Source organism: Sinorhizobium sp. 6-70 (genome assembly GCF_030124375.1).
In the GTDB taxonomy this organism is placed as follows: Bacteria; Pseudomonadota; Alphaproteobacteria; order Rhizobiales; family Rhizobiaceae; genus Sinorhizobium.
The window spans coordinates 1-544 of sequence record NZ_JASKLS010000045.1; the positions used below are offsets into that span (position 1 = coordinate 1).

Consider the following 544-nt stretch of genomic DNA (forward strand, 5'->3'; position numbering starts at 1 on the left):
TCTCGAATATCTCGAAACGATCGACTTCGATCGCCAGGAGGCGCAGAAGCCGTTCCGCTTTCCCGTTCAACTGGTCATGCGGCCCGACGCGAACTTCCGGGGATATGCGGGGCAGATTGCGTCCGGCAAGATTTCGGTCGGTGATCAGGTGATCGTCGCCAAATCGGGGCAGCGCACCTCGATCAGGAGCATCGTCACCTATGATGGTGAGGTGCAGAAGGCTGTGGAGGGCGAGGCGGTCACGCTGGTGCTTTCGGACGACGTCGAGGTTTCCCGCGGCAACATGTTGGCCGCGCTGGGCGCCAGACCGTTCGTCGCCGATCAGTTCCAGGCCCACATGATCTGGTTCGATCCGAGCCCGATGATCCCCGGGCGAAGCTATATCCTGCGTACGGAGACGGACAGCGTGAATGCGACCGTTACCGCGCTCAAGCACCAGGTCAACATCAACAGCTTCGTGCGCGAGGCGGCGAAGTCCCTGCAGATGAACGAAATCGGCGTCTGCAATATCTCGACCCAGGCGCCGATCGTCTTTGACGCATAC

General features: G+C 60.7%; 1 pseudogene. It reads left to right on the plus strand.

Going from position 1 to position 544, the window contains the following annotated elements:
* Window positions 1-544 (plus strand): annotated as a pseudogene (locus QN222_RS30445) (adenylyl-sulfate kinase); the annotation flags it as partial.